This is a genomic window from Janthinobacterium sp. SUN128, from assembly GCF_030587275.1.
In the GTDB taxonomy this organism is placed as follows: domain Bacteria; phylum Pseudomonadota; class Gammaproteobacteria; order Burkholderiales; family Burkholderiaceae_D; genus Janthinobacterium; species Janthinobacterium lividum.
Window position 1 is genome coordinate 1 of the sequence record NZ_JAPWHY010000015.1, and the last position, 1041, is coordinate 1041.

Consider the following 1041-nt stretch of genomic DNA (forward strand, 5'->3'; position numbering starts at 1 on the left):
ATAGGGAAGCCGTAGAGAAATCGAGTCCGAATAGGGCGATCAGTCGCTGGGTGTAGACCCGAAACCAAGTGATCTACTCATGGCCAGGATGAAGGTGCGGTAACACGCCCTGGAGGTCCGAACCCACTAATGTTGAAAAATTAGGGGATGAGCTGTGGGTAGGGGTGAAAGGCTAAACAAACTTGGAAATAGCTGGTTCTCTCCGAAAACTATTTAGGTAGTGCCTCAAGTATCACCATCGGGGGTAGAGCACTGTTATGGCTAGGGGGTCATTGCGACTTACCAAACCATTGCAAACTCCGAATACCGATGAGTGCGAGCTTGGGAGACAGACGTCGGGTGCTAACGTCCGGCGTCAAGAGGGAAACAACCCAGACCGCCAGCTAAGGTCCCAAAGATTGGCTAAGTGGAAAACGAAGTGGGAAGGCTAAAACAGTCAGGATGTTGGCTTAGAAGCAGCCATCATTTAAAGAAAGCGTAATAGCTCACTGATCGAGTCGTCCTGCGCGGAAGATGTAACGGGGCTAAGCCAGTCACCGAAGCTGCGGATATCCTTTATTGGATATGGTAGGAGAGCGTTCTGTAAGCCTGCGAAGGTGTCTTGTAAAGGATGCTGGAGGTATCAGAAGTGCGAATGCTGACATGAGTAGCGATAATGGGGGTGAAAAGCCTCCACGCCGTAAGCCCAAGGTTTCCTGTTCAACGTTCATCGGAGCAGGGTGAGTCGGCCCCTAAGGCGAGGCAGAGATGCGTAGCTGATGGGAAGCAGGTTAATATTCCTGCACCGTCGTATGATGCGATGGGGGGACGGATCGCGGAAGGTTGTCTGACTGTTGGAATAGTCAGTTTCTGTCTCATAGAAGGCGCTTAGGCAAATCCGGGCGCGGAATTCAAGGGGATGGGACGAGTGAACTTGTTCACGAAGCAATCGGAAGTGGTTCCAAGAAAAGCCTCTAAGCTTCAGTCATACGAGACCGTACCGCAAACCGACACAGGTGGGCGAGATGAGTATTCTAAGGCGCTTGAGAGAACTCGGGAGAA

1 rRNA gene is annotated in these 1041 nt (G+C 51.5%); it reads left to right on the top strand.

Annotated elements, in window-relative coordinates:
* Nucleotides 1-1041: ribosomal RNA gene (locus O3297_RS28750) — 23S ribosomal RNA — on the top strand; the annotation flags it as partial.